The 19,385-nt window shown below is 44.0% G+C and carries 22 protein-coding genes and 1 tRNA gene; 16 read left to right on the plus strand and 7 right to left on the minus strand.

Annotated features, from left to right (window positions below; genetic code table 11):
- Position 1: 1 nt before the first annotated feature.
- The 3 genes from C7Y66_RS09025 to C7Y66_RS09035 form a co-directional block, all read right to left on the minus strand.
- Positions 2-961 (minus strand): J domain-containing protein, encoded by a 960-nt coding sequence (locus C7Y66_RS09025; protein ID WP_106545312.1) that lies wholly within the window; start codon positions 959-961, stop codon positions 2-4.
- 97 nt (positions 962-1,058) lie between these two features.
- The gene (locus tag C7Y66_RS09030) at positions 1,059-1,889 is read right to left on the minus strand and encodes an inositol monophosphatase family protein (RefSeq protein WP_106545313.1); all 831 of its coding nucleotides are present in this window, start codon (positions 1,887-1,889) and stop codon (positions 1,059-1,061) included.
- A gap of 6 nt (positions 1,890-1,895) precedes the next feature.
- Entirely contained in the window at positions 1,896-2,285 is a 390-nt protein-coding gene (locus C7Y66_RS09035) for a thermonuclease family protein (RefSeq protein WP_199197326.1), read from the minus strand.
- 36 nt (positions 2,286-2,321) lie between these two features.
- Here C7Y66_RS09035 and C7Y66_RS32855 point away from each other — a divergent pair, with 36 nt between their 5' ends.
- A complete protein-coding gene (locus C7Y66_RS32855; protein ID WP_255409948.1) occupies positions 2,322-2,456 on the plus strand; it encodes a hypothetical protein in 135 nt (44 codons plus the stop codon).
- A 14-nt stretch (positions 2,457-2,470) separates the two neighbouring features.
- Here C7Y66_RS32855 and C7Y66_RS09040 read toward each other — a convergent pair whose 3' ends face one another.
- Positions 2,471-2,833: a 2Fe-2S iron-sulfur cluster-binding protein gene (locus C7Y66_RS09040; protein ID WP_199197327.1), complete on the minus strand. Its 363-nt coding sequence runs from the start codon at positions 2,831-2,833 to the stop codon at positions 2,471-2,473.
- Positions 2,834-2,962: 129 nt separating this feature from the next.
- Here C7Y66_RS09040 and C7Y66_RS09045 point away from each other — a divergent pair.
- Positions 2,963-3,049, plus strand: a tRNA-Ser gene (locus tag C7Y66_RS09045).
- A 100-nt stretch (positions 3,050-3,149) separates the two neighbouring features.
- On the opposite strand, the gene C7Y66_RS09050 is transcribed toward C7Y66_RS09045, so the two are convergent.
- Positions 3,150-4,190, minus strand: coding sequence for a hemerythrin domain-containing protein (locus tag C7Y66_RS09050; protein ID WP_106545315.1), 1,041 nt, complete (start codon positions 4,188-4,190; stop codon positions 3,150-3,152).
- A 368-nt stretch (positions 4,191-4,558) separates the two neighbouring features.
- On the opposite strand from C7Y66_RS09050, the gene C7Y66_RS09055 reads away from it, so the two are divergent.
- The 12 genes from C7Y66_RS09055 (at position 4,559) to C7Y66_RS09115 (ending at position 13,813) form a co-directional block, all read left to right on the plus strand.
- The gene (locus C7Y66_RS09055; protein ID WP_106545316.1) at positions 4,559-5,299 is read left to right on the plus strand and encodes a DUF2993 domain-containing protein; all 741 of its coding nucleotides are present in this window, start codon (positions 4,559-4,561) and stop codon (positions 5,297-5,299) included.
- Positions 5,300-5,409: 110 nt separating this feature from the next.
- Positions 5,410-5,955, plus strand: a complete 546-nt coding sequence (locus C7Y66_RS09060; RefSeq protein ID WP_106166190.1) for a DUF2231 domain-containing protein — start codon at positions 5,410-5,412, stop codon at positions 5,953-5,955.
- Positions 5,956-6,248: 293 nt separating this feature from the next.
- Positions 6,249-6,473: a DUF167 domain-containing protein gene (locus C7Y66_RS09070; RefSeq protein ID WP_015152439.1), complete on the plus strand. Its 225-nt coding sequence runs from the start codon at positions 6,249-6,251 to the stop codon at positions 6,471-6,473.
- A gap of 483 nt (positions 6,474-6,956) precedes the next feature.
- Complete coding sequence (locus C7Y66_RS09075) at positions 6,957-7,679, plus strand: V4R domain-containing protein (protein WP_106217466.1); 723 nt, start codon at positions 6,957-6,959, stop codon at positions 7,677-7,679.
- On the plus strand, positions 7,676-8,197 hold the full coding sequence (locus tag C7Y66_RS09080; RefSeq protein ID WP_106217467.1) for a hypothetical protein: 522 nt from the start codon (positions 7,676-7,678) through the stop codon (positions 8,195-8,197). The genes C7Y66_RS09075 and C7Y66_RS09080 overlap by 4 nt, the downstream gene beginning before the upstream one ends.
- A gap of 12 nt (positions 8,198-8,209) precedes the next feature.
- On the plus strand, positions 8,210-8,695 hold the full coding sequence (locus C7Y66_RS09085) for a hypothetical protein (RefSeq protein ID WP_015152442.1): 486 nt from the start codon (positions 8,210-8,212) through the stop codon (positions 8,693-8,695).
- Positions 8,696-8,750: 55 nt separating this feature from the next.
- Positions 8,751-9,419, plus strand: a complete 669-nt coding sequence (locus tag C7Y66_RS09090) for a V4R domain-containing protein (RefSeq protein WP_106545317.1) — start codon at positions 8,751-8,753, stop codon at positions 9,417-9,419.
- Between the two features lie 30 nt (positions 9,420-9,449).
- Positions 9,450-9,932, plus strand: a complete 483-nt coding sequence (locus tag C7Y66_RS09095) for a 2Fe-2S iron-sulfur cluster-binding protein (protein ID WP_106171630.1) — start codon at positions 9,450-9,452, stop codon at positions 9,930-9,932.
- Positions 9,933-10,092: 160 nt separating this feature from the next.
- A complete protein-coding gene (locus C7Y66_RS09100) occupies positions 10,093-10,566 on the plus strand; it encodes an allophycocyanin (RefSeq protein ID WP_106545318.1) in 474 nt (157 codons plus the stop codon).
- Between the two features lie 101 nt (positions 10,567-10,667).
- Positions 10,668-11,654, plus strand: a complete 987-nt coding sequence (locus tag C7Y66_RS09105) for a tetratricopeptide repeat protein (RefSeq protein ID WP_106545319.1) — start codon at positions 10,668-10,670, stop codon at positions 11,652-11,654.
- Between the two features lie 458 nt (positions 11,655-12,112).
- Complete coding sequence (locus C7Y66_RS09110; RefSeq protein WP_015152447.1) at positions 12,113-12,991, plus strand: serine/threonine-protein kinase; 879 nt, start codon at positions 12,113-12,115, stop codon at positions 12,989-12,991.
- Positions 12,992-13,144: 153 nt separating this feature from the next.
- Complete coding sequence (locus C7Y66_RS09115; RefSeq protein WP_146149759.1) at positions 13,145-13,813, plus strand: hypothetical protein; 669 nt, start codon at positions 13,145-13,147, stop codon at positions 13,811-13,813.
- Positions 13,814-13,936: 123 nt separating this feature from the next.
- On the opposite strand, the gene C7Y66_RS09120 is transcribed toward C7Y66_RS09115, so the two are convergent.
- Both C7Y66_RS09120 and folK read right to left on the minus strand, forming a co-directional pair.
- Positions 13,937-14,488 carry an NUDIX hydrolase gene (locus C7Y66_RS09120; protein ID WP_015152449.1) on the minus strand — a complete coding sequence of 184 codons (552 nt, stop codon included), beginning with the start codon at positions 14,486-14,488 and terminating at the stop codon, positions 13,937-13,939.
- A 158-nt stretch (positions 14,489-14,646) separates the two neighbouring features.
- The gene (folK, locus tag C7Y66_RS09125) at positions 14,647-15,165 is read right to left on the minus strand and encodes a 2-amino-4-hydroxy-6-hydroxymethyldihydropteridine diphosphokinase (RefSeq protein ID WP_199197328.1); all 519 of its coding nucleotides are present in this window, start codon (positions 15,163-15,165) and stop codon (positions 14,647-14,649) included.
- Positions 15,166-15,349: 184 nt separating this feature from the next.
- Between folK and C7Y66_RS09130 the strand changes: the two genes are divergently transcribed.
- A complete protein-coding gene (locus C7Y66_RS09130) occupies positions 15,350-17,560 on the plus strand; it encodes a transglycosylase domain-containing protein (RefSeq protein WP_106545321.1) in 2,211 nt (736 codons plus the stop codon).
- A gap of 177 nt (positions 17,561-17,737) precedes the next feature.
- Positions 17,738-19,234, plus strand: a complete 1,497-nt coding sequence (gene gndA / locus C7Y66_RS09135; protein WP_106545322.1) for an NADP-dependent phosphogluconate dehydrogenase — start codon at positions 17,738-17,740, stop codon at positions 19,232-19,234.
- The last annotated feature ends 151 nt before the right edge of the window (positions 19,235-19,385 follow it).

The following is a 19,385-nucleotide window of genomic DNA, read 5'->3' on the forward strand; positions in this document are numbered from 1 at the left end:
TTTATTTTTTCTTGCCTCCAAATAGACCGCCAAACATTCCCCCACTTCCAGATGGTTCTGATGGTTTTTTCGACGCAGTTTTAGATGCAGTTTTATCAGAACTGGCTGTTTGAGTGCCAGCTTTACTTGCCAGCCGATCTAACAGTTGTTTTCCTTCTAGGGCGATCGGATCTTTAGGGTCTAATTGTAGGGCTTTGTTAATATGTACCTTAGCCATAGTAGCCTGATTCTGCTTCAAATAAACCGTGCCAATTAAGCTATGACAGCGACTATTATTTGGCTCTAGCTTCAGCGCATCTTTTAGCTCTACACTCGCTGGGGCGAAGAGATTCTTTTCCATTAAAGACTGGGCGCGACGAAGATAGGGTTCAGCTGGCGATGGAGGTGACTCTGGCTCAGTTGGGGGAGGCGAAGATGCTGCCGGTCGAGAATGTTGGTTGGGAACCACAGATGGCACAGTCGTTCTAGCAACCATAAATCCAGTACCACCTTTACGCCCTAAGTAGACTAGGTTTAATTCGCTGATTTGACTAATTATAGGGATAATTCTTTCGAGAGATTCATACTGTTGTTTTGTCACTTCAGCGATCGCTTTTTGATAGACTTGGTCGATATCTGTGCTGTGTTGAAGCTGGATCGATAGTTCGTTTTTGAGCGAAATGCTGGTTGTTTCCTGAGCTAACCGCTTGCCCATCTCCCGCAGCATCACCATGTATTCAACACGACTGTAATCCTGGGATAATTTTTTATAAGCGGGATTGACAAGCTTAGACAGAATATGATTTGCCGCTTGTTTATCTGAAATACTTTTAGCCGTGCAAGTATCGGGATGTAAGCAGCGAGCAATAATCAAATAGCGTTTGCGAATTTCTTTAAAGTCGGCATCAATTGGAACGCCCAAAATTGCATGGCAATCTGTGAAGTCAAATAAAAATAATCCGCCATCAATCTTAAAAGACATATGTTTTTGTCTCACCTCTGCCTATTGCACGATCGCTGGAATGTGGTATTAGCGTGGTTTAATTATCACCACCAATCTAATAATTCCCAGATTGTGGCTAGGGATTATAATGACTCCAAGTTGAGAGTGGTGGCACTTGAAGTAATTCTTGGCTGAGACTTGAATGAATTAGTCCATTCGTGGCTAAAATCCTGCCAGTTGCTAGGTCGATTGGGCTACCATCATAGGCACTGACTTGACCCCCTGCTGCTTTGAGAATGGCAATTCCAGCAGCAATATCCCACAGAGAAATTCCCCGTTCCCAGTAGCCATCGATGCGCCCGCTGGCAACATAAGCTAAGTCTAAAGCTGCTGCGCCGCTGCGCCTGACTCCTTGAGTCAGATGAGTCAAATGACAGAATTCGGCATAGTTATTATCAGCTGTTTCGCGGCGATCGTAGGCGAAACCAGTTACCAGAAGACACTTACTCAGTTCGGCTGTGGTTGAAACGCTTATAGGTTTGCGGTTACAGGTCGCGATCGCCCCTTTTGCCCCTCGGAACAATTCATCACGATAAGGATCGAAAATGACTCCAACCTGTGGAACGCCAGCCACTAATAACCCAATTGACACGGCGAAACAAGGATATTGATGCGCGAAATTTGTCGTTCCATCTAAAGGATCGATCGCCCAACAAAATTCGCTGTCTGCATTCCCCTGCTTGCCCGATTCTTCCGCTAGAATGGCATGATCGGGAAAATGCCGCTGTAAGACTTCTAAAACTACCACTTCTGATGCTTTATCGGCAGCAGTTACTAAATCTCCACCCCGTCCTTTTTCTCTAACTTCTTCTAACTTACCTAAATAGCTCAGCAAAACCGCACCTGCAGCTAAGGCGGCTTCTGTAGCAACATCTAGGAAGATTCGGAGTTGTCGATCGTTTGTCATTTGTATTTATTCCCCCTGTCCCCCTTGTCCCCACTCCCGACTCCCAACTCCCGCCATTTGCCGAAATTCAGTCGGGGTTTGCCGCATTGGTTGTTTCACATCCCACACGCCACGCCCCATGATTCTTGCCCAGGCTTGTGCTTTTTCCAAGCGCTCGTCATACTTACGATCGCGCGATCGCCCATCCCACAAAACGTATCCCTCTTTCAGTAGTTGCTCGTTCAACAATTTGCCATTTTGCCACACATAAGCCCACTGTCGCCCAAATTTATCTGGCTGTCCGTCAAGTTCTAAGGTAACTGTCTTGCTGTTGACCGTTGCTTCTAGCTGCTGTTTAGCTGCGTGTCCCCAAGGCTGTTGCTGGATATCTGGGGCTTCAATTCCCGCAAGTCTCACTTTGAAAGCCTTCCCTCTACTTATGGCTTCTAGAGTTTGTCCGCTGACTACACGCACAACCTGCGCTGGCATTCCGTTATCGATCGCACGAAACTGACAACCCTGAATAAACAAGAGTGGGAGAAAGACAAGGGAGACAAGGAAGACACGGGAGAAACTACTACTCACTAACTGATAACTGATGACTATTCCTCATCCAAAGGTAATCCCGACCTAACTCTACCTTTGGCAAAATAACGCCCAAATTGCAGTTCATAAACTTCATCTTCGTCTTGGGTTTCTACTTCCATGTCAGAACGAGCATAACTAACACATAACAGAGCATAACCGCGATCGCGTAATTCTGGTGAAAGTCCCATTGCCTCTGGCTGATACACTTCTCCCGATAACACTCTAACAGCGCAAGTCGTACAAGCACCATTACGGCAAGAAAATGGTAATTCTACCCCTTGTTGTTCTGCCGATCGCAAAATGTATTGGTCTGCGGGGACTTCGACAGTATGAATTGTATCGTTGGCGCGATCGTGTATCCGAATTGTATGTGTCATAAGCAATTTTGAATTTTAGATTTTGGAGCCACTGCCTTGCGGAGGTTTCATCCGTTAGAGCAAGTGACACGATTTTAGATTGGTTTGAAAATATTCTTTTCTATTGTATGATGGGAGATCGCGACACCTGGAGAGGTGGCCGAGTGGTTGAAGGCGCAGCACTGGAAATGCTGTTTGGGGGCAACTTCAACGTGGGTTCGAATCCCACCCTCTCCGTTGAAATGTCATACGTCGATTAAAAGTAGGGGCGCATATTTGTGCGCCCCTACTAAATTTACGTTCCACTAAAATTAATCTGTGGTCTTACCGCATCAGCCTAGCTGACAACGCCCATTTCTTGTTGCGCTTTGGCTTTAGCAGCTTTGAAGTCGCTAGCCATTTGCTCGCTTTGGTCGCTACTGAGGTTGTTACGAATTGCGGTAAACATGTCGAACTCTTCTTGACGAATGTGATCGCCCACAGCATCCATCAGTTGCTTAACTTTATCTTTGAACTGCGAATTAGAAGGATCGATCGCTTTAATCTCATCTAATTTGGTTCTGAATTCAGCTTGCTCGCTGTAGAGTTCTTGAACTTTGTCTTCTGGATAGAAAGCACGCACTCTAGGATAGACTACTTCCTCTTCTGCGATCGAATGAGCCAACAGATCTTTGTAAATTTGACCGAAGTACTCTTGGATCTTCTGAGGATTGTCACTCTGCAACAACTCGGTGAACAGTGTATTCACTTTGCTGTGATCTGCACGAATCAGATCTTGGACGTTCATATCCTTCTTATCAGAAGTTTGGGTAACGGCACTACCGACTACGCCAGAGAAAGCCGCAACCGCATCTTGTACGCGCGCCCACAGCCCTTGGTCTGCATCCTTGCCAGTCAGCTCGCGAGTCCCAACTTGCTCTAAGATCCCTTTGAGTTGTTCTTGGTGCGCTCTGTTTTCAAAGTTAACTGTATTCAAAGGACCGAACGCTATATCGACATCTGCACCTACGACTTGAGCAGCTTTGTGCAGCATGACACCAGTCATTGCTTGTCCGTGTTTGAGCAGTTCGTGCTGAGCGAACTTGTCATACAAAGACAATTCAGACCCTTGCATCATTTGCTTGGTCTTTTCGATTAGCTCTTGTGTAACCTTTCTGGGTTCTCCCTGAATGCCATATTGTACGATGACAGTCTCAATAACGCCCAAGTTCTTGCGATCGGAATCGAGCATTTCTTGAAGCCGCTTTTGAATTTCCGAATCGTTGATTTGTCCTAGCAGTGTTTCTTCGTTAGAAATAATTAACTCTTGTAGAGCTTTCACGTCAGCTAGTTTAACCGCAATAGCAGAACGCTTGGTATCGTCTAATGTTACGACCATCTTTTCCAGTTCCTCTCAATATTTTTGGATGTATCGGCTACATCTTTTAGGTTGTCACGCAGATTGCCCGATTCCATCTTTCTTTTGATGGATCGGTAGCATAGTTAGAAAAAACCAGTCAAAAGGTGGAAAAAGGCTCAGAGATAGCTAATTAATTCGGCTTATAGGTGATATTTCTTGTCAGGCTTTCTCAAGCAGAAAAAAATTAAAATTTGTTTAAGGAAGATTTGTCTATTGACTAAAAATCTGCTGACGTTTTGATATAGGTTGACTCAATGTAGAATCTCCTCCACCACAAGACAGATACACAACGTTTGACAAATCGTTAGATTGACTCAAGAGGAGCAAACTAAGGGTATAAGATTCGGATGTCAGAACAACAAGGATTGGGAGAACAAGCGCTGAATAAAGCAGCAGAAATCGGATTGTCTAGTCAACTCGATGAAGTAGAAAAGTTAGATGTAGACATTAAAACAGATCCGCTCAAAGCATTGCAAGGACAAGTAGACTCGGTGGAGATCGCAGGTGAAGGAATGGTGATGCAAAAAGACCTGCGAGTAGAAAAGATGGATATGCAGGTGGATAGCGTTGCCATTAACCCCCTCAGTGCGGCAATGGGTAAAATCGAACTTACTCAACCAACCCAAGGTAAGGCTCGCGTGGTTTTGACAGCAGCAGACATCAATCGTGCTTTCAACTCCGAGTACATCCGTCAGCAACTGCAAGCCACAAAAATTGAGATTAACGGGCAACAGATGACCGTAGTTCCGCAGCAGGTAGATTTCCAACTACCAGGTGAAGGAAAAGTGTCCCTGAATGCCAACATCCGCTTGCAGGAAACTAACGAAACAAAGCAAGTAGCTTTTACTGCCGTACCGGAAGTTGCATCTGGAGGGCAAACTGTCACCTTAAAAGACGTGCAATATGGAGACGAACAAGCACAATCTCCAGAGTTAACTAAGGCTTTAGTAGATGCAACCAGTGAAATTTTGAATCTGAGCAACTTTGACCTCGAAGGGATCTCCCTCCGTATCAAAAATTTACAGGTCGAAGCAGGAAAGATCGCCCTAATTGCAGAGGCTAATGTTACGCAAATTCCATCAGCATAACCTGTAATTTGAGGTATTAGGGGTTAGCACTAACCCCTAACCCCTAAACGTCAGTTGCTATAACGGGGTAACTCCCGCAACGCACTGGCTCCCCATAACCACTCACTCTTATGGACACACAACAAAAAACAGGAACGCCACCATATCCTGACATTCCTGCCCTGATTGAGAATGACGAGCGCGAATACCGCGATCCTGGTATACCTAGTACAGTGGCAGTGTTGGGTCATCCGATCCACCCATTGCTTGTGACCTTACCGATCGCTTTTCTATTGGCATTGGCTGTCACTGATGCAGTCTATTGGTTGAATAAAGACCCTTTCTGGGCAAGAGCATCTTTTTGGTTAGTAGTGGCTGGGTTTGCCACGACTTTACCAGCAGCCCTGACAGGTTTGATGGACTTCTTGAGAATCGATCGCGTGCGTAAGCGTACTGCTGGTTTGGCGCATTTGGTTCTCAACATTACTATTATTGTCTTGACGGGTATTAATCTCTTACTCCGGCTTAACAATGTAGTAGGGGCTATTTTGCCTACAGGCTTGACACTTTCACTCATTACTGCAACACTTTTAGGACTGTCCGGCTGGTATGGCGCAGAGCTAATCTATCGACATAAAATTGCTGTAATTGGCAACAGTAGCCGTTCGGAACCATAGTTAGCAAATATCTATTCTTGAGGTAAGCTAATATTTGCGATCGCCGCTTACCTTTAGTTTTGAGTCCATGTTACCGAACTCTACTCAAACCACATACATAACTATTTCAATGCTCGTCGTTTCTACGATGGGCTTTCTTTTATTGTGACCTCCTTCTCTGTTGGAAAAGAGCTGCTCTACTCTCTTAGAGCAGGCATGACTCGGCTCCATCTTTTCTTGGTGGAACTTTCCCTAGTATATATTAGGCTGTTTTTTAGGATGGTTGTGGTTGCGGCAATTAGAGACGAAAGAAAATGCATAAGAAAGTTAAAGTGACACCAAATTCAAAGCATCCAGCTATTAAAGAAGAACCTGATGGCAGTTTAACGGTTCATTTGAAATCTCCGCCCATAAATGGTAAAGCTAACCAAGAATTAATTCAACTATTAGCTAAAAAATTTGAAATCCCAAAAACTCGAATTAAAATTAAATCCGGCTTGGTATCCCGTCAAAAATTAATTGAAATTGACTTGAATTGAAATATTTAAAATCATAAATAAAAATATCCATGCAAATGCAGAAACAGTTTCGTCGAAAATCTATACTTTTAATTGAAGCACTCAACAAACAGAATTTACAAAAATAATTATGCAGCAAGTATAGTCATCTTCCACCAAACAGCAAAATTAGGCGATCGCTGACAACTAACAACTGATAACTGTACGGGCGGGTTTAGCAAATAGATGGACAGCCTTAGCGAGTAAAGCTGTGCTTCATACCTACCCCGACAATAACTGATAACTGTATTCCGTAAGATCGCGTAATCATCCTAATATTACAGAAAATTAATAGAAAAATCAGTGAATTCAAGGATGCTCGCCTAACTGACGCACAGTTAAATATAAAAGTTAAATATGTAAAACAGGGAACTTTGTAGGCTTTAACGCTATAAAAAGTTAGCCTCGCGCTAGAAACTACACGGAAGAATCACCCGATTTTTCATGCATAGGAGTATTTTTTAAATGGTTATCTCGTCCGACAATTTGCTCTTTTCTACTCACTCAAAACCAGGTACACAAGCAGAATATTCCTTAAAGAAGAAGTATCCCCAGAAGCACGACCATTACAGCTTTGATGACTACTTCCAATTTCAACCGAACACGGGCATTGTCACCGATTGGCACGACCAACGCCATCTATTTGCCACAGAAGACTTCATCGTAGGATTAATTGAGGGATTGGAAGAAGAAGTCGGTAGTGCTTCTACAGTCTTGATGTACAACATTGGCTTCGAGTGGGGAATCAGGGATGCCAAATTCTTTCAACAGTGGTTTGAGCAGGAATATGGCAAGAACGTCAAAGAAGTCAATTCCCTGTACATGCTAGAAGCATGGTGGTGGCCCTTCACCGCTCAAGGCTGGGGCAACTGGGAAGTCGATATGAGCGACCATAAAAACGGGTTCATGTTCGTCAACATCTTCGATTCTGCCGTAGCTAGAACGTTGGGCGATGTTGGTAAACCAGTTTGTCATATCTATGCGGGATTATTTGCTGGATTCTTCAGCGATCTCGTTAAAAAAACCTTGAGTTGCATTGAAATTCAGTGCTACTCAATGGGAGAAACATACTGTAAATTCCTCTTGGGTACAAAAGACCGAATTGATGCTGCTGCCTTCTGGCACAACGAAGGTGCTACAGCTCGCGATATTGAAAAGCGGCTGCGTCATGGAGAACGGTTAGGATGAGGAATCGAAATGCTTTGCTGTGCCAATCGGTACAGCAATTTTTGCACTCTTGTAACTGGGACGGACAAGAGATTGAGGATGCCGATTACCCGCAACATCAACTTAGCGAGGAATTCCTCTCTTCTTGGGAATGCTTGACAGTTCAACAATTCTTGCGGCTTTGCGGTTGGGAAGGAGGACAACAGCCTGCTAAGAGCGATGCGCCGATTCCAGCGCCACTACAAAATCAATCGCCGCTACAGCATTTTACTCCCATCGCTAATCCTCATGCAGCTTGGTTGCGGCTTTCCGTCAAAAAATTCTTCAGCCATTGCAATTGGCAAGGGCGACCAGTTGAGGATGTTAACTGGGGACAACTAGACCCCTATGCCCGAATGAAACAACGAGTCAGAGATTGTTTTGGGTATCTTCCTTGGGAAGGGAATCCAGAAATTGGAACTCTGCCCAAGTCTGCGACTAAGCTACCGCCACCTTTAGCTCCCGAACCGACCTTTTCAGACTTATCAGATCTATTCTAAAGCTGCAAATTTATGTACCCAGAAATCAGAGCCATACTTGATGATGCTGAAGAACGCTATCTTAGGCTAGAAGAAATAGTTGCTTTGAAGCATCATGTTTCATCCTTTGCCCAACGCTTGCAAGTTTATGAAGTGCTGCGGGATAACGAAATTGCCATTTTTCAACCGATCGCCGACCAACTGCTCGTAGCTTTTCCCCAACACAAACAAGAAACTATCGAACGCGCCTTAAAAAATTGGCTGGGAACGCTACGTTACTGTGCAATGGCAATGCTGTTGAATAATCCCATGTTTCTCCAACATCGTTTGCTGGAATGGCTGACGGACATCATTCAAGTTCACCAAACACAAGGCATTGATACAACCCTTTATCAGTTCCTCATAACTCGCCTGCCAGAAATTTTGGCTGAGGAACAAATGGCTCTGCTGCAACCGTTCTTAGCTCAAGTGGAACAAGCTGTCATGGGAACTTGTAGTGCAGCCACAGTGCCAGCATAAGTATCACTCGTCAGCATAACTCACTATCAAACAAGCAGAAGCAACAGACAAAATCATGATTACTGTCGCCGATTTAATCAAAGACGAACGCTTACCAGGAAATTATTTTGCCTTTGATGCCTACATTCAGGGTGATTTTGAATCAGGTTTACTGGAAAATCGCCACGGCGATCGCCTCATAGCAATTCCAGACACGCTGATTCAATCGATTTATACCGCGCTTAACCAAGAAACAGGTCAAGCTTCCGGTGTAGTGCTTGCTAATTGCGGACGCTGGTGGGGCAAAAATTTCTACGCTCGGTTTATCGAACAAGTTAGCGAGTACTACTCCAAGCCGATCAACGAAATGGAGATGGTTGAGTTTACCCAGTGTCTCAGACAGTGTTGGAAAGCTCATGGCTGGGGAACTTTTGAATTAGATTTGAGCTACTACCAACAAGGATTTTTGGTGGTGAAAACTCAGAATTCTCCCTACGCCAAGCAAGCACCCCAAAGCAAACGACCAGTATGTCACTTTGAAGCAGGTATCCTCCGTGCTTTCTTCAGCCAACTGACAGGTCGAGAACTCCACTGTCTGCAAACAACCTGCGAATCTCTAGGAGCTGAGTACAATCACTTTGTTCTAGGTTTAGCACAACGAATCAAACCAGCTGATGCTTGGTTAGAAGAACAGCAAGAGCATGAAATTATCATGCACCGACTCTGCAATAGTTCCAATCAATGAAGTAATTAGCAATTAGCCAATTAGGAAAACATGGCAAAGACTGTCAGACTAGAACCAATCGGTGAAGAAACTTCCATTCAAACGAATGGCAACATCCTATCTGTTCTGTTAAAAAATGAACTGAATGTGTTACATGAGTGTGGCGGTCGAGGAATGTGTGCTACCTGCCATGTTTACATCAAAAGTGGCATGGAAGGCTTGTCTTCACCTAGCCGACGCGAACGGCGTACCATTGAGGTCATTACTTCTGCTAACAATAATTCTCGCCTCGCTTGTCAAGCTTTAGTGATTGGTGAAGGCGTAGTCGTTGAATTACCTTCTGGTACGTATGTCAGTGCAATTGATGATATTGAGTCTCTCATTGGCACGCGGGCAGAACAAAATATCCTTCACCCTCTAGACGGTAGAATTCTCGTGGAAGCAGGTAAGTTGGTTACCCGTTCGATGATTACTCAACTTCAAGATACTCGTAGTGAGGTTACCGAATATCTAAATCATGCCAGCGATACCTAAGCACCATACCATTTTAGATTTTAGATTTTGGATTTCAGATTTTGAATTTCAGATTTTGGATTGTAGAAACATTGCAGAATAGTAATTTCAGCAATTCATATCTAGCAAGGCTAAAACCGAATAGTGTTGTCAATATTATTGCCCAGGAGTAGAAAAGTTTATGTTGAGTCAGTTAGCCCGCTTGACCGTAGAAGCGGACGGTCGCTACGCTACTTCAGAAGAACTTCAGTTTCTTAAAGATTACATTGAGTCTCTTGATTCTCGTGTAAGTGCATATCAGAAAATTCAAGCTGCTGAGGCAGAAGTTCTCAGTCAGTTGGAGGCAAAGTGGGCTGCTAACGAGAATCTGTTTGGGCAAGGTAACAATAAACTCAATGTTTCAACCTGCCAACGCGATCTGAAACATATAATACGTTACACAGCCACAACTGTATTGAGTAGCGACCTCGATCGCCTGCGAGAAAGTTGCTTGCTTTGGTATCAAACTATCGTTCGTGCTTATAAATACGGACATATTGCTAACATCACTTATCCATTACTAAACGAGTTGATGAAACAGTTTCTATCTGCTGAAGAAGCAGTGCTTGCATCTCCAGTTTTAGGACTCAACCAAGTGATTTTGGGTAAAACATAACTGGTAGTTGGTAATTGGTAGTTGGTTGTTAGTCAATTACTATTACCCATTACCCATTACCCCTTACCATTTCCTTAATTGAAAATTCACAATAAGTTACTATGCAAGATAATTTCACAGCACCAGCAAATAAATATCCTTGGTTAGAAAAGGTAGAAATCGCGTCGGTCGTTGGTTCAATTGGTGGCGCGATCGCTTCTTTCATGCTAAATCAGGCAGCAGTTGCTGCAATTCCGCTCTCTGTCACTGTCGCACTCAATTTAACCAATCGGCGGATACTATTAGATCATTTAAAACAACACAATCTAGCCACGATCGCTCAAGTTTTACAAGAGCAGGTAAAAACTCAATCTAATCTGGAAAGACTGAGTGAAGAATTAGGTACATTTGAGCAACAAACAGAGAAAAAGCATGGTGAAGCTCAAGCTGGAATTAAGTTGTTGGACGAACACCTTCAGCTAACAAATAATAACTTGCAACAAGCGCGAGAAAATAGCGATCGCACTCTTGCTCAACTCCAACAGCAAGACGCAAACATTCAAAATCAGTTACAAACGCAACTAGAAACGCTCAACCAGCAGCTAGAGCAGCTCCAGCAACAAACTAATATGCTGGTACAGGAGCAAAACAGCCGTTTAATGAACGAACAAGCTAAGATTGCTAGAACTGTAGATGCTTTGCGCGATATCGAGACTTGCACTCAAAGTTTGCGGATCAATCCGATTTCTGCTAATGCTTTCTTCAATCGCGGTTTGAGTTACCAACGCTTGGGCGATCGCGAAGCAGCAGTTGGCGATTTTACAGAAGCAATTCGAGTTAATCCTCAATATGCAGAAGCTTTTCAAAGTCGCGGTCTTGCCCATGCCGATCTCGGTGACAAAAAAGCGGCAGTACGGGATTTACGCGAAGCCGCCAGACTATTCTTTGAGAGCGGTGAGATTGATAAATATCAAATTGCTCGCGACCTCGGCAAGAAGTTTCACGATTTAGATTCGCCTAGTGAAGCAGAAGCGCTCACAGAGGTGGCTTACGAAAGCTCAATGGCAGGATCGTTTGAAGATATTGCCTTAGAGTCTTTGTTCTCTTAATTTAGGTCAATTGGGAGGCGATCGCGCCGTAACGAAATCTGCCCGATTTATGTAACGTCATCTTTGTTTAGTCCAAAACTCAGCAGGACTTACGCAGTCGATCCCCCAAACCCCCTTAAAAAAGGAGGCTTAAAGTCCCCCCTTAAAAAAGGGGGAACCAGGGGGGATCGAGATCTCAGATTTTCTTGTGCGTAACTCCTGACTAAGGCAAAGTTGACCAAAATGAATTGGGGTTACATTACCCCAATTCTCAGTTATTTTCAATTTTTGAGCTGTCAGTCAGTGGATCGAGCCTGTTTTGGTATTTCAAGCATTTATAGAAACTCCGCTAAAAGACTAATATCTAAAATTAAAACTAGCAGATAGCAGAGCAGTCATAACAGATTTGATACAAAGCATTATATCACTCTAATCGTTGCAACCGACACAAAAATTAAGATACTTTTATCCTAAAAACTATGAGTGAAACTTTACCAATTTCCTCCAAATATCATATTTTAAAGCTAGTTGGACAAGGGCAATTCGGACGAGTCTACTGTGCTATTGATAAAAAAAATGGTAAAACCGTAGCACTTAAAGAACTCGACCAACAAAAGTTTCCCACGAAAAAGTTTCTACGAGAATTACATTTCTTATCTAGCTTGCAGCATCCAAACATTATTTCTTTCCAAGGTATAGAACATATAAAAAATGCAAGATTTCTGGTTATGGACTATTGCGAAGCCGGAACTTTGCGTAATTTCATGCAAAGCGATGACTTTAATCTCATTCACGGTTTGAAATTTATTACAGATATTCTTGCTGGACTGGGACACGCACACACTCGTGGTGTCGTTCACTGCGATATTAAGCCAGAAAATATTTTAATTAGTATAGGTTCTACTAGCTACTTAGCTCGGATTTCTGATTTTGGTTTAGCAAGAGTTTGTCAAGAAATTTCTACAGATAAAATTATCTGTACTGGTTCTCCTGCATATATGGCTCCAGAAAGATTTTATGGTAAATCTTCTCCAGCGTCAGATCTTTATGCAGTTGGAGTCATGCTGTACGAGTTGGTTTTGGGTTTTCGTCCTTTTTCAGGAATGCCAGGAGAATTGATGACAGCTCACATGAATCAAGCTGTGGAAATTCCTAGCGCTGTTCCGCTCTTACTACGTTCTACAATCTCCACTGCCATGCAAAAATTCCCTAACAAGCGGTTTCCATCAGCAGCTGAGATGATGAAGTCAGTGCAATTAGCCATAGAAGTAGAAAAAGTAACGTACGGTAATATTCCTCCTCTAAATATACCTTCTAATATTCCTTCATTCTCTTACCTAAATAGTACACAAGCCTAGTAGACCAATAAACTAATAAATTGCGATCGCCACATTTTTTGTTTAAGAATTTACTTATTTTTTGACGACATCACGTTATCTTTACTATCAATTAATATCATGAGCTACTTAGTTAAACCTGGATTCTCGACTTGTTATTATATTCGTAAGCTCTTGCTGCAAAACGAAGAGGAATTGAAAAAAATATTGAGTCAAAAAGCTGGTTTTTGTTTCAACACACAAGAAACTTTAGAAAAGCTTTTAAGAGGAATTTATCTGGAAGAAACTATCGAACAACTTTTACAAACTCTTTATGCCGATACTACTGAAATTTCTACTAAAGTTGAAAAACTGGAAGTGTTAGTAGCCAATCATCAAAGAATTTCTGTAGAAAGTCCCCATAACTATCAAGGACTAGGCGAGATTAAACGCCAGATCTTATGGATATTAGGTTTTAAGCGAGTAGCTGTCAAGATTGAAGATATAGTTCAAGCCCTGGTTCAATTGAATGAATATAGTATCAATTACATAGGGCGCACGTTGACTATCAACACATGGAAATCAACTCGTCCTGATTTTGAATGGCTAAATTTATTTGAATTCGATCGGTTTGGCAAAATCACCTTTGCCGGACAAGGAAAGGATGTAGCCAATGTCGAACAACTCAATTGGATACAAGAATGGATCGTTGGTTACGTCTGTCAAGTCGCTCAGTTCATCCGCGACTTTACAACTACAATTGAATATAAAAAAATTGGTGAATTACCGGAAGGGGTATTAATTACTCAAGTTACTTCTTACTCTCACTGGGTTGCTGCAAAACCGCGATCGGCACAAGTTTGACAGTTAACAGTTATCAGTCATCCGTGACTAGTGACAAGAATTGAATCTGATTCCACTAGTCACTAGCCACAAGCCACTCACTAAACCCCACTCCCGACTCCCGACTCCCCAACACAAAGTTATTTATTGGGAAGGAAATAAAAACGGTTTAGCTAGGACAAAACTAGCAATAGATTTAGCATCTATTGGTTGTCCGACGAGAATGGCTTGTTCAAATTCCTGGGGTGTCATGAAGACTGTTTCTATATCTTCGTCCGCATCCTGACTAGGAGGCGCATCCAAAGGAACTAAATCTTGCGCTAAAAAACTATAAATAATTTCATCAGAATAACCAGGGGCAAGAAAGAATTGTCCTAGTTTTTGCCATTTTTGAGCGCGATAGCCTGTCTCTTCCTCAATTTCTCTTTGAATCGTGTCAAACGGTTCTTCGTTTGGCTCTACAGTCCCGGCAGGGAATTCTAAAATTCTGCCTTGTGTGGCAAAGCGATATTGCCACAATAAAATTAATTTACCTTCTGGAGTAATAGGAACAGCTAAAGCGCCTCCCGGGTGACGGACGCATTCCCAATCGCCTTCAACTTGGTTAGGTAAACGATAGCGATTGACTTCAAAACTAAATTTACGCCCTTGGTAAAATAGGCGATGTTTGAGCAATTGTGGCGGTTCTTGCATCATGTGAGGGAGTAGGGAACAAAATTCAAAATTCAAAATTCACGCATTGGGACAAGCACAAGTCGCAAGTCACAAGTTGCATTTAAAATACGCACCACTTAACAACCGTCAACTGTCAACCAACTACCAACTACCAATTACCATTTTTCACTGATAACTGTTCACGGATAACTGACTCCAGTACAGTCTACAGCTTGAAGTAGCATGGCGATCGCTTTACCGGATACAGGATCGATCCAATTCGGAGCAATTTCTGCTAATGGGACGAGAACAAAAGCGCGTTCTCTCATGCGGGGATGAGGTAGGGTAAGGTTAGGAGTATCGAGAATAAGATCGTCGTACAACAGCAGGTCAATGTCAAGCGTCCTCGCGCCCCAACGTTCTTGGCGCACGCGCCCAAATTTTGCTTCAGTTGCCAGTAGAATATCTAACAATTCCTGGGGAGACAGTTGAACCTGAAGTACTGCACAACCATTAATATAGTCTGGCTGCGGTGGTCCCACTGCTTTCGTGCGATACCAGCTAGACTTTGCTGCGATCGCAATCTCAGGCATCCCGGCTAAAGTTGCTAAAGCAGCCTCCACAATAGCCAAAGAATCACCAAGATTACTTCCCAGGGCGATCGCGCAATTAGTAATTGGTAATTGGTAATTGGTAATTGGTAGTTGGTAGTTGGTCACTGATAGCTGATAACTGACAACTGATAACTGTTTAATAGTGTGTCACTTAAGACTCAAATCTTAAACAGGGATTAAAATATGCAAGACGGTTATAGCTTTGAAATGGGATTCGTAGTAGTTACGCGCGATCGCGTTGGTGCGATCGGATTTATCCGCTATTTTGAGGAGTGAGCAACCAAAGCTGATGGAACCAGATTCAACAGGGCAAAGTCCATCTGGAAAATTTTCCGACCGCCACCATGGGCGATCTTCAGGTAGTTCCCAGAAATCGTCTATTAAATCTCGCTACAAACCCCTCTATTTTCGGTTCTGGTTTTGGTTGCTTGTGGGTTTTGGCGGCGGGCTAGCGGCATTGAGTAGTGTTTGGTTATCTATAGAGGGTAGTCTACCACCAGCCAATGAACTATTGGCTACTGTGCGGAGTCAAACGCTAACGATCGCGGCTGGAGACGGCACAATTTTACAGCAGCAAGGACCTGCAACTAGAGAACCGTTGAAAATAGAGCAAATTCCCAAACCTCTAGTTCAAGCTTTTATTGCTTCGGAAGACAGGCGCTTTTATCAACATCGCGGTTTCGATCGCCAGGGAATTTTCAGGGCAGTCTGGGCGAATTTGCGTTCGGCTAATTTGGTGGAGGGTGGTAGTACCATTACCCAACAATTAGCACGAATTCTCTTTTTAAATCAAGAGCGGAGTTTGTGGCGCAAACTGAAAGAGATCCGCGTTGCCATGAAGATTGAGGAGAATTTAAGTAAAGACCAAATTTTAGAGCGTTATCTCAACTCAGTTTATTTGGGACAAGGGGCTTATGGCGTAGCAGATGCGGCTTGGGTTTATTTCAGCAAGTCAGTTAACCAGCTGACACTATCTGAGATGGCAACAATTGCCGGATTAGCGCCAGCACCAAATTTTTATTCTCCTACAGTGAATAAATCGGCAGCAATTGGGCGGCGCAACATGGTATTGCAGCGGATGCAGGAGGATGGAGTCATTCATGCATCTGAGGCGATGGCAGCGAAAAATGCACCTTTAACGGTAAAAACAAGTTCTCCTAAACGGCTTCAAGCTAAAGCTTCTTACTTTACTACCTACATTCAACGAGAACTACCTAAATACGTTCCTGCGGATGTCCTTAAAGCAGGCGGACTGACTGTAGAAACTAGCCTCAATCCCAAATGGCAGCAAGCAGCGGAAGCAGTTGTGTTAAAAACTGTAACCGAGAATGGGAAATGGCAAAGATTCGGGCAAGCAGCACTAGTGGCGATCGATCCCCGTAACGGCGAAGTCAGGGCAATGGTAGGAGGGACGGATTTCGGCAAACATCAGTTCAATCGCGCCACCCAAGCCCAAAGACAACCAGGATCGACATTTAAAGGATTTGTCTATACAGCTGCGATCGCTAGCGGTCTTTCTCCTTACAAACAATACCTTGACTCTCCCTTCAAAGTCGATGGTTACGAACCGAAAAACTTCAGCGAGAGATTTCGGGGCGAAATGTCGATGCGGGATGCTCTTGCTGCTTCAATTAACGTAGTCGCAGTCAAGGTGTTAATGGATGTCGGCTTCGACCCTACAATTAAACTCGCGCAATCGATGGGAATTAAATCCCCCTTGATCCCCGCCTATTCCCTAGCTTTAGGTTCGGCAGAAGTCAATTTGTTGGAATTGAGCAGCGCCTACGGTTCCCTAGCAACTGGGGGAATGCATACAGAAGCTCATGGCATCCGGCGAATCCGCGATCGCAGTGGTAATATTATCTACGATGCCAAGTTTACATCTCGGCGCGTTTTAGACCCAGACAGTGCGGCGATCGCAACTTGGATGTTAAGAAATGTCATCACTGCTGGAACTGGTGGTGCGGCAGCTTTGGTAGATCGTTCTGTTGCAGGTAAAACTGGGACATCGGATAAAGCTCGCGATTTATGGTTCGTCGGCTACATTCCCCAACTCGTAACCGGAGTGTGGTTAGGAAACGATAACAATCAACCCACGGCAGGTAGTAGCAGTACGGCAGCCTATGCCTGGAATCGGTTTATGGTGCAAGCCGTGGAAGGCATGGAAGTAGAGAAATTTGCCGCTTTACCTAACTTAGACAACCGCAAACCTACGATTAAACGACAACCAGTTAAACCCAGAAGAATATCGATTGGCAAAATCACCGACCAAAATAGCGAAGGTGGTTCTCTACGCCAAGGAGAAAACTCAGAAAATTACCAACCTACCCGCAGAAGACGCAGACGCGATCGACAAAGCCAAGAACTGCGCCACAGTCGCTGGCGATCGCGTTTGCAGCGTCAGACCCCCACTGCCGACCCACAACGCTACAATCGACTCATGGATCGCTTGCGTCAAAATCGCATTCCTCGCCAACCAACCCTTGACAGTGACCAGTGACCAGTTATCAGTGACCAGCTATCAGCGCTCTCTTGCCAACTACCAACCACCAATTACCAATTACCACTCCTCACTGACAACTGATGTTTAAGGAATTTGTAAGAGTCCAAAAAAACATGACGAGCTAGACTGAAGGGGAACTCTCCTTGGAAAGTGCAGAGCTTAGCGTAGAATCTTATGGCACAGCAAAGCTTTGGTGTGATTGGACTAGCGGTTATGGGTGAAAACCTTGCCCTAAATGTCGAGCGTAATGGTTTTCCCATCGCAGTTTACAATCGCACTCCCGAAAAAACCAATGCATTCATGACAGAGCGGGCGCAGGGCAAAAATGCCGTCGCTACCTACTCTTTAGAAGAATTTGTCAATGCGCTAGAACGCCCCCGCAAGATTTTGATCATGGTTAAAGCTGGTGCGCCAGTGGATGCAGTAATTCAGCAGCTCAAACCCTTGTTGGATGAAGGCGACATTATCATTGATGGGGGCAACTCGCTGTATGACGATACGGCGCGACGCACTCGCGAATTAGAACCAGAAGGCTTCCGCTTTATCGGTATGGGCGTAAGTGGAGGCGAAGAAGGGGCATTGAATGGTCCTAGCTTAATGCCAGGGGGAACGAAAAGTTCCTACGAATATTTGTCACCGATTTTTAATAAAATTGCCGCTCAAGTAGAAGATGGTCCCTGCGTGACTTATATCGGTCCTGGGGGCGCAGGTCATTACGTCAAAATGGTTCACAATGGCATTGAGTACGGCGATATGCAATTGATTGCCGAAGCCTACAGCCTTCTCAAGGATGGTTTGGGCTTGGATAATCGGCAACTGCACGAAATTTTTGCCGAGTGGAATACTACCGACGAACTCAATTCCTACCTAATTGAGATTACCGCAGATATTTTTCGCTATATCGACCCCGACACCAAAAATCACTTGGTCGATATGATTCTCGATTCTGCCGGACAAAAAGGCACGGGGCGCTGGACGGTGCAAAGTGCTTTGGAATTTGGAGTATGTATTCCTACAATTACGGCAGCGGTAAACGCCCGGATTATGTCCTCGTACAAGCAAGAGCGGGTAGCTGCATCTCAAATGCTGCCTGGTCCTACAGGAACGTATCAGGGTGATACGAAGGCATTCGTCAATATGGTGCGGGATGCATTGTATTGTTCTAAAATCTGCTCTTACGCTCAAGGAATGGCACTGTTGGCAACAGCTTCCAAAGAGTATTCTTACGACCTGAATTTGAGCGAAATGGCGCGAATTTGGAAAGGTGGCTGTATTATTCGCGCTGGATTTTTAGGTAAAATTCAGAGTGCTTTCATTGAAAATCCGAACTTACCCAACTTGCTATTGGCTCCAGAGTTTAAACAAACAATTCTCGATCGCCAAGATGCATGGCGGGAAGTTTTAGCAGCGGCGGCGAAACTCGGCATTCCCGTACCTGCATTTAGTGCGTCGTTAGATTATTTTGACAGCTACAGACGCGATCGCTTGCCCCAAAACCTGACGCAAGCTCAACGCGACTACTTCGGCGCTCACACTTACGAACGTACTGATAAGGAAGGCTTCTTCCATACCGAGTGGACGAAGTTCTCCGAAGAATCAGTACAAACTTCTACCCCAGAACCGCTACAAGCAGATCAGCCGACGACTCCTCAACCAACGGGAAGTCGTTAGGAAAGATAAAGGGTGCGTTGATAACGCACCCTTTAAGTATTATTGATTAAAAACCAATTCTAATTTGCACGGAATTACGGCGTGGATAGTAGTATCGTCCGTGCCTGTAGCGGCGGTGGTATCTTTTTACACAATTATAAAGATTGTAGGA

The organism is Chroococcidiopsis sp. CCALA 051, assembly GCF_003015105.1.
GTDB classification, from domain to species: Bacteria; Cyanobacteriota; Cyanobacteriia; order Cyanobacteriales; family Chroococcidiopsidaceae; genus Chroococcidiopsis; species Chroococcidiopsis thermalis.

Bases quoted from the DNA above. Each gene is read 5' to 3' on its own strand.
- C7Y66_RS09100 (WP_106545318.1), top strand. From the start codon at position 10,093: ATGTTGAGTCAGTTAGCCCGCTTGACCGTAGAAGCGGACGGTCGCTAC.
- C7Y66_RS09105 (WP_106545319.1), top strand. From the start codon at position 10,668: ATGCAAGATAATTTCACAGCACCAGCAAATAAATATCCTTGGTTAGAA.
- C7Y66_RS09070 (WP_015152439.1), top strand. From the start codon at position 6,249: ATGCATAAGAAAGTTAAAGTGACACCAAATTCAAAGCATCCAGCTATT.
- C7Y66_RS09055 (WP_106545316.1), top strand. From the start codon at position 4,559: ATGTCAGAACAACAAGGATTGGGAGAACAAGCGCTGAATAAAGCAGCA.
- C7Y66_RS09030 (WP_106545313.1), bottom strand. From the start codon at position 1,889: ATGACAAACGATCGACAACTCCGAATCTTCCTAGATGTTGCTACAGAA.
- C7Y66_RS09120 (WP_015152449.1), bottom strand. From the start codon at position 14,488: ATGATGCAAGAACCGCCACAATTGCTCAAACATCGCCTATTTTACCAA.
- C7Y66_RS09075 (WP_106217466.1), top strand. From the start codon at position 6,957: ATGGTTATCTCGTCCGACAATTTGCTCTTTTCTACTCACTCAAAACCA.
- C7Y66_RS09110 (WP_015152447.1), top strand. From the start codon at position 12,113: ATGAGTGAAACTTTACCAATTTCCTCCAAATATCATATTTTAAAGCTA.
- C7Y66_RS09080 (WP_106217467.1), top strand. From the start codon at position 7,676: ATGAGGAATCGAAATGCTTTGCTGTGCCAATCGGTACAGCAATTTTTG.
- C7Y66_RS09085 (WP_015152442.1), top strand. From the start codon at position 8,210: ATGTACCCAGAAATCAGAGCCATACTTGATGATGCTGAAGAACGCTAT.
- C7Y66_RS09095 (WP_106171630.1), top strand. From the start codon at position 9,450: ATGGCAAAGACTGTCAGACTAGAACCAATCGGTGAAGAAACTTCCATT.
- C7Y66_RS09025 (WP_106545312.1), bottom strand. From the start codon at position 961: ATGTCTTTTAAGATTGATGGCGGATTATTTTTATTTGACTTCACAGAT.
- gndA (WP_106545322.1), top strand. From the start codon at position 17,738: ATGGCACAGCAAAGCTTTGGTGTGATTGGACTAGCGGTTATGGGTGAA.
- C7Y66_RS09130 (WP_106545321.1), top strand. From the start codon at position 15,350: ATGGAACCAGATTCAACAGGGCAAAGTCCATCTGGAAAATTTTCCGAC.
- C7Y66_RS09050 (WP_106545315.1), bottom strand. From the start codon at position 4,190: ATGGTCGTAACATTAGACGATACCAAGCGTTCTGCTATTGCGGTTAAA.
- C7Y66_RS09060 (WP_106166190.1), top strand. From the start codon at position 5,410: ATGGACACACAACAAAAAACAGGAACGCCACCATATCCTGACATTCCT.
- C7Y66_RS09090 (WP_106545317.1), top strand. From the start codon at position 8,751: ATGATTACTGTCGCCGATTTAATCAAAGACGAACGCTTACCAGGAAAT.
- C7Y66_RS09040 (WP_199197327.1), bottom strand. From the start codon at position 2,833: ATGACACATACAATTCGGATACACGATCGCGCCAACGATACAATTCAT.